This window comes from bacterium (assembly GCA_037147175.1).
Classification (GTDB): domain Bacteria; phylum Cyanobacteriota; class Vampirovibrionia; order Gastranaerophilales; family UBA9971; genus UBA9971.
Genome location: JBAWVS010000075.1, coordinates 1 through 7,819 on the forward strand (window position 1 = coordinate 1; position 7,819 = coordinate 7,819).

General features: G+C 32.2%; 6 protein-coding genes. 4 read left to right on the forward strand and 2 right to left on the reverse strand.

Features of this window, described 5'->3' with window-relative positions; translation table 11 throughout:
* The 4 genes from WCG23_12495 to WCG23_12510 all read left to right on the forward strand — a co-directional run.
* A partial coding sequence (locus tag WCG23_12495; GenBank protein ID MEI8390688.1) for an aminotransferase class I/II-fold pyridoxal phosphate-dependent enzyme occupies positions 1-435 on the forward strand: 435 nt, incomplete at its 5' end.
* Between the two features lie 272 nt (positions 436-707).
* Positions 708-1,736: a PDDEXK nuclease domain-containing protein gene (locus WCG23_12500; GenBank protein ID MEI8390689.1), complete on the forward strand. Its 1,029-nt coding sequence runs from the start codon at positions 708-710 to the stop codon at positions 1,734-1,736.
* A 14-nt stretch (positions 1,737-1,750) separates the two neighbouring features.
* Entirely contained in the window at positions 1,751-2,212 is a 462-nt protein-coding gene (locus WCG23_12505) for a UPF0158 family protein (GenBank protein MEI8390690.1), read from the forward strand.
* A 67-nt stretch (positions 2,213-2,279) separates the two neighbouring features.
* Positions 2,280-6,002 carry a DEAD/DEAH box helicase gene (locus tag WCG23_12510; protein MEI8390691.1) on the forward strand — a complete coding sequence of 1,241 codons (3,723 nt, stop codon included), beginning with the start codon at positions 2,280-2,282 and terminating at the stop codon, positions 6,000-6,002.
* A gap of 816 nt (positions 6,003-6,818) precedes the next feature.
* Here WCG23_12510 and WCG23_12515 read toward each other — a convergent pair.
* Positions 6,819-6,992 (reverse strand): hypothetical protein, encoded by a 174-nt coding sequence (locus WCG23_12515; GenBank protein ID MEI8390692.1) that lies wholly within the window; start codon positions 6,990-6,992, stop codon positions 6,819-6,821.
* Positions 6,989-7,558 carry an AAA family ATPase gene (locus WCG23_12520; protein ID MEI8390693.1) on the reverse strand — a complete coding sequence of 190 codons (570 nt, stop codon included), beginning with the start codon at positions 7,556-7,558 and terminating at the stop codon, positions 6,989-6,991. Before WCG23_12520 ends, WCG23_12515 begins: the two co-directional genes overlap by 4 nt.
* Positions 7,559-7,819 lie beyond the last annotated feature (261 nt).

The window sequence follows — 7,819 nt, forward strand, 5'->3', positions numbered from 1 at the left end:
TTTAATATTGATATGACTATATTTTATCACAAATTAGACGTGCATTGGTCTTATAAGACAAACATAGATTACGGAGTAAGTAACTTTATTCAAAATGCTGGTATTGCTGCACTGAATTTACCGCAAAACTATATTGATGAAACTGTAGAAAAATATAAACGCAGAAGAGATTTCATGGTTAAAAGTTTCAAAAATTTGGGTTGGAATATATCTAAACCAAAGGCTACTATGTATTTATGGTTGTCTGTTCCAAATGGTTATGATTCTAAAGCTTGGTGTAAAGAGATTTTATCTAAAACCGGTGTAATCTTTACTCCCGGTATAGCTTTTGGAAAGAATAGTGATAAATATTTCAGAGTATCTCTTGCTGCTCAAGATGAAGAACTTTATGAAGCTATTAAACGATTGGAAAAATCAGGCATTAGATATTATTAAAAACCCGTGTTCGACAAGTATTATTATGTAAAATTGTATGTTTTGAATGTTTTAGGCTCTGGAATATAGATTAGTAAGTTTTATAAGGCTTAAAATTTGTTATATGTCAGCAAGCTTTTTGCAAATTCAAAGCGTATAATATAAAATTCGTTACAATATTTCTGATTTTTAGAAAATTTTTACCGCAAGATTTTTGAATAAAAATTTGAAAAATTAAATTAAACTTTTATGCTAAAATGTGTTCGTATCAAAGAAGAAGACTGAAAAGAAAAATGCAAAATATTGATAAATCATATATAGAAATACTTGATACCTTAAAGCAAAAGATAAAAACGGCTCAGCTAAAAGCAAGTCTTGCTGTTAATGCCGAAATGCTCATTTTGTACTGGGAAATTGGCAAGATAATTCTTGAAAAGCAAAAACAAGAGGGTTGGGGAGCAAAAATTATTGATACCCTTTCTCATGATCTTAGTACAAATTTCCCTGAAATGAAAGGTTTTTCGACTCGTAATTTAAAATACATGCGTAAATTTGCTGAAACCTATCCTGATTTTAAATTTGTGCAAGTACCGCTTGCACTAATTACTTGGTATCACAACATAACGCTTCTTGACAAAATAAAAAACAAAGAAGAACGGTTGTGGTATGCAAATAAAACCGTTGAATTTGGCTGGTCAAGGAATGTCCTTGTTCTTCAAATAGAAAGTCAACTTTACCAACGACAAGCGATAGCCGATAAAACATCAAACTTTAAAAATACGTTACCGGTTCCACAATCAGAACTTGCACATAATATGCTAAAAGATCCGTATAAATTTGATTTTCTAGGTATTGGACAGGAATCTCAGGAAAAAGAAATTGAAAATGCTCTTGTACAACACATGAAAAAATTTCTTCTTGAACTTGGTGTGGGGTTTGCCTTTGTAGGTCAGCAATATCACCTTGAAGTAGGAGAACAGGATTTTTATTTAGATTTGTTATTTTATCATTTAAAATTACGCTGTTATGTAATAATAGAGTTAAAATCAAAAGAATTTAAGCCTGAATATGCCGGTAAATTAAATTTTTATTTATCTGCGGCAGACGATTTATTAAGACATCCTGGTGATAAACCATCAATAGGAATTTTACTTTGTAAAAATAAGAATAACGTAATTGCAGAATATGCCCTAAAAGACATTAACAAACCTATAGGTATTTCTGAATATACTCTTACTCAAGCAATCCCTGAAAATCTCAAAACTAACCTTCCTTCTATCGAGGAGCTGGAAGCGGAACTTTCAGATTTAGAGAACGAATAAAAGAGAAATCAATTATGGAAGCAATAAAATTAAAAGAAATTGTTGATGCCATCGAAGATCAAAGTGATGAACTTTATTTTTATCTGAATAAAAAATCCAAAAAAGTTGTTATGATATCAAACGATGAGATGAGAGCCGCTGAAGACGAAGACCCAATAGAGGATTTCCCTGAATGGCAGCAGGAGATTATCAAAATTGCCATTGAAATAGTGAATACTGATGACTATATTGAATTGCCGGAAAAATCTAATATCAATGAATATGAAATTATGGAAGATTTCTGTCTTTCAATTGAAGATGACAAACTTAGAGGAATTCTTTTGGCTTCAATAAAAGGAAAAGGAGCTTTCAAAAGGTTTAAAGATGTGGCTTACAGGCATGAAATTCTTGAAAATTGGTATGAATTTAAAAATATAGCCTTAAAACAGATTGCAATAAATTGGTGCAAAGAAAATAATATAAATTATACAGATTAGGGAACAAAAAACTTAAAATAATCTCTATAATATAATAGTTTGGGGCAAATTATCGGAACTTAGGCAATTGTTAAAAACAAAGAAAAAATCATACGGTAATACTTCATGGGGACAAACATGGATAGAAGCTCTTGAAAGAATTGACTCTAACAGACTTGCAAGAGGAAAAACTTATGCAAATACCGGCAAAGTTAAAAATATAAAAATAAGCAGCAGTAATGTTTCTGCAACTGTAAAAGGGTCGTATTATGATTCTTACAGCATAAAAATAAGTCTTGAAAAGCTTACAAAAGATGAAATAAAAAGCATAAAAGAAATAATTTCTCAAAACCCTTCCATTGCTATTGAACTAGGAATGGGTAATTTGCCTGAATCATTGCCGGTACTTCTGGAAAAACAAAAATTATCCCTGCTTCCCAAAAGATGGAAGGATTTAAAATCGAGCTGTTCCTGTCCTGATTCTGCTAATCCTTGCAAACACCTTGCAGCCGTTTACTATATGCTTGCAAATGAAATAGATAAAGATCCTTTTATTCTTTTAAACCTCAAGGGAATTGAAAAAGAAGAATTAATAAAGGCCTCCGGTATTGAAACAGAAGTTAAACAGATAAAAGAAAACCCTATAAAAACTAAATTTATTGAATTAGCAGAATTAAAATCTAAAGAAATTAATATAAATCCTGATGAATTCGAGTTTTCTTTCCCAAAATATGATATAAGACCTTTATTATTGCTGCTTCCTGATAATCCGCCTTTCTATAATGAAGGAAATTTCAAGACTTTCATAGAAAATATTTACAAAACCGTTTCTCAACAGCTTGATTACAGCTTTCCGGAAATAGAAGAAGACCCTGCGCTTATTAGAAGCGAATTTCAACTGGAATTTGTAAATGATGACGACAGTCCTAAAAGCATCTTCAGGTTAAAAATTATTCCTTATGAAAAGTATTTTGAAGCGGATAAACAAGGCATAATTGATGAAATAACTAAAAACCATATTTTGAATTATAAAAATGCGCGCCTTTACGATTACAACAAACTACCTCCGAGCTTTACTTCAGAAAAAGCAATTTTGCCAGTTTTTAACTTAAAATCGCAAAAATATGAAATAAAAACCCAAAAAGCAGTTTCCCCGCTTGAAACAAAATCGGGAATAAATTACTTTTTAACTACAAATCTCAATATAGAATATGATATAGCTTCAGAAAGTTTCGCTTTTTTAAATATTTTATCTTCTATGGCTCTTGGATTTGTAAAAGCCAATTTATTCTTGCCGGAAGTTATTTTTGAATCCGAAGATGCTTTTACTGTAAGATATATTCCGTTTATTAACGATACTAAAGTTCAGGAGCAGATTGACAAATTAAAACAAATTATGCCTGTAAGTATCTGCAATAATGGTGATAAATTTATTTCGGAAGATGGAGTCTTCGACCTGCTCTCATTATTTATCACTCAGGCTGTAAAAAAGATTATTTACAGTCAGGATGGACCGCCAAAGGATAAGATAATTCCTGTTTTTACTTTTGATTATTTATTTAAGGCTAATAATTTTGCTGAAAAGAATATCAGACAAAGTATTTCAAACTGGCTGGAAAAGTTATATGTAGGCAAAAAGAACATTTCGCCGCTTATTAGAATAAATAATTCATCAGATGAAGATTTCGAGGTTTTTGTAGATGTTGTTAATAAAAAGAATTCTCTTGATCCGATAATTGAGTATAAAGAACTTTTTAAAGAACCTAAAATAAAAAAGGCAAAACAGGCTCAAGAATTTTTCTCGGTGCCGGCAGACACCGTAAAGACTGAAATGTCAAAACAGCTGATTATTGCAGGAGAATATTTTAAAGAATTAAAAGAAATCGTTGATACAAGAGGTCAAACAGCGCCCGTAATCTCTATGGATAAAATTTCGGAAATATTTTTAAACACGGCAAATATTTTTAATGTTCTCGGAATTGAAATAATTTTCCCGAAAGAGCTTAAAAAACTTGCATTTCCTAATCTATACGCAAAGGCAAAACTTAAAAAACACAATGAAACCGGTAAAAGTTATTTGAATCTTGATGAATTGCTCGATTTTTCTTATGAAATAGCTCTCGGAAATGAAACAATCCCGCTAAAAGACTTCAGGAAACTTGTGGAAGAAACGCAGGGAATTATTAAGTATAAAGACCAATATATTCTTTTAAAGCCTGAAGAAGTTCAAAATATTTTAAACAGGCTAAAAAATCCGATTCCTGAAATGACTTCGTCCATGCAGGCTTTGTATACAGCGGTTTCAGGCGAAATTAACGGCATAAAATTCCAAGCGGACGAGGCTTTACAGAAAGTTCTTGAGGATTTTACAAAAATAGAAGATATTTCTATTCCCGAAAATCTTAATGCAACATTAAGACCGTATCAGGAAAGAGGGTTTAAATGGCTTTATTCAAACTCTAAAAAGCAATTCGGTTCTTGCATTGCTGATGACATGGGACTTGGCAAAACTATTCAGGTTATAACCCTGCTTTTGCAGTACAAAAACGAACATAAAAAGTCAAAACCTTCGCTTGTAATTTGCCCGACAACATTAATCGGAAACTGGGAAAAAGAGTGTCAAAAATTTGCTCCTGCACTCAATTTGAATATCTATCACGGTTCTGAAAGGCAACTTGAGTTTAAAAATATTGATGTTTTAATCACGAGCTACGGGACTTTCAGGAGGGATGTCAAAAAATTCAGTGCAAAAAACTGGAATTTCCTGATAATCGACGAAGCTCAAAATATTAAAAACTCTGAAACGGCTCAAACAAAAGCAATAAAATCATTAAAAGCAGATAATTATATTGCAATGACGGGTACACCGGTTGAAAACAGATTAACTGAACTCTGGAGTATTTACGATTTTATAAATAAAGGATATCTTGGCAGTTTGACGCAGTTTAAGACAGAGCTTGCAACACCAATCGAGAAATACAGAGATAAAGATGTTGTGGAAAAACTTAAAAAAGCTACAGCTCCGTTTATTTTAAGGAGATTAAAAACCGATAAATCAATTATTTCAGATTTGCCCGATAAAATTTCTTTTGACGAATACTGTTATCTTACAAAAGAGCAGGCGGCTGTTTATCAAAATATTGTTGACGATATAATGCAGCAGGTAGAAAATTCCGACGGTATTCAACGAAGAGGACTTATCTTTAAGCTGATAACTTCGTTAAAACAAATTTGTAACCACCCCGCACATTTTGCCAAAAAAGGAAACATTGAATCAGAATCATCCGGCAAAGCTTCAAAGGCTTTGTCTATAATAGAAAATCTGCTAGATAACAAAGAAAAAGCTATTATATTTACTCAATACCGAGAAATGGGCGATATTTTACAAGAAATTATCAAAAAAGAACTTAAAGAAGAAGCTATTTTCTTTCATGGCGCAATTTCAAGAAAAAAACGCGATGAAATGGTTAATTCATTCCAAAATGACAGAAAAACAAGACTTATGATAATTTCTTTAAAAGCCGGCGGAACGGGTTTAAATCTTACGGAAGCTTCTAACGTAATTCATTATGACTTATGGTGGAATCCTGCTGTTGAAAATCAGGCAACAGACAGGGCTTACAGAATAGGGCAGGATAAAAACGTAATGGTTCACAGACTTATTACTCTTGGAACCTTTGAAGAAAAAATCGATGAGATAATTAAATCCAAAAAAGAGCTTGCAGATTTAACCGTTTCAACAGGCGAAAACTGGATTACAGAAATGTCAAATACAGATTTGCGGGATATATTTACGCTTTATAAAAAATAAAGAGCGTTTTGGCTCAGACTTACTGATAATCTGTCTCAAACTAACTGTCTTTTTACAACCGCTTTGCGAATTCTTATTTTTACAAAAAACATTGTCTAGCGTTGAAGCGGCGGTTTCGTCAGCTTTTTTCATTATGTGAGAATAAATATCCGTAGTTGTTGAAACATTGGAATGCCCTAAACGCTTACTTATTGTGGTTTGTCCGGACTTTTGGGAATTTTGCCAAGTTACCTCTTCTCCGCTTGTCGCCTAAATATAAGGCAGGTTTTTTCGCTTCCGAGTTGACGAGAAAAATGCCGGATTTAGTCACTTTTTTGGCAATTTTTTTCCAAAAAATAAATATAAAGTTTTACAAATTGAAGCCTGTATTATAGACGTGCTTTGAGTTTTAGCGAGCAAGCATAAAACCGGACTTTTTTTGCCAAGTTGGCATTTCTGAAAAAGCCGGAAGTTTTACTTTATGTGTGCAGGCGGAAGTTTAAACCTGTTTTAAAAGAGCTAATACGCTAATAACCTAAAAAAATCAGTTTTGAATCTCTAAATAAACTATGCTTAAAGTAGTTAAATCTAAAATGATAATTATTAATCTCTCTGTGGTTTACATGTAGGTGGAATTCAGTTTTAAAGTCGGAAGAATATTTAAGAATTTTCGCTGGATTTTTAACAGATATTTAACCGGCAGTTAAAAATACTTTAATCATTGTTTAAAGTTGGAAGCACTTATGAGAATTAACATATTTTTTCAGCTAAAATATGTTAATTCTATAAAGAAATAAGTCTGATTATTACAATAACAAGACTTATTTTTAATAATTTTTAAAATTGGTATTCTGTTTTTAGCTGACCATCAGGCAGTTCAAAAACAATTTTTCCGTTGATAGAATAAACGTTAGGAATTCCCTGACGTCTGTTTTCTTCTTGGGCTTTTTTAACAGCTCTGTTAAAGATTTTTGATATTTCAAATGTCTTTTTGTATTCATTATTTGTCATTGAATAACATCCTTAATCAGCAGTTCAAAAGTTGCTTCATCCAGTACATTATAATCGTCTTTAGTTCCATTTGCAATTAGCTCTGTTTTTTCAATTCCGTTGTAAAAAATCATCCAATTATCAACAGTATCTTTATATTTATTCCAAAAATTGTTTTTGCTTCTGTAAAATCGTCTTATTACGTCCTCGTCCGGAATGTGGTGACCGCCTTTTAAAACTCTTGTTTTTATTCTGTTTATGCAGATTTCAGGACTATCAACAAATGAATATATAAGGGTGACTTCATAATTCAGATTTTTAGCTTTTTTAATAGTTTTAAGGTGGTTACTTCCGGCAAGAGTTGTTTCTATGGCAAAAGAGATTTCTTGATTAAAGTAAGATTCAAGCCTTTTATAAACTTCTTTGCCGGCTGATATTCTTACGCTCTCTATATTTTCAGGACAAATTTCCCTTGCTATATCATCAGCATTTAAAAATTCAAGTTGTTCTTCAGGTAAAAGTTCACCGGCTAATGTACTTTTACCGCTTCCGTTTGCTCCCGCAATTATATAAAGAACTTTTGTCATTTTTACCTCATCACAAGTATAAGCTGATTTTAGCACAAATTATTTGATTCAATACTGACACATATCGAGGGACTTTCCACCTGTTTTGAGAATTGTGATTTATCATATACAACAAGCGGATTGCGAGCAGAGGCTGCAGGGCAGGCTTGCCTAACCGAAACGCCGTTTAAAGCTCGCAACTAAGAAACGTAAATGATTCTTGTTGGTACAGGAGTTACGCAGCATAAGTTAAAGTCTTGTTGTCATTGAATTTTATAGTAC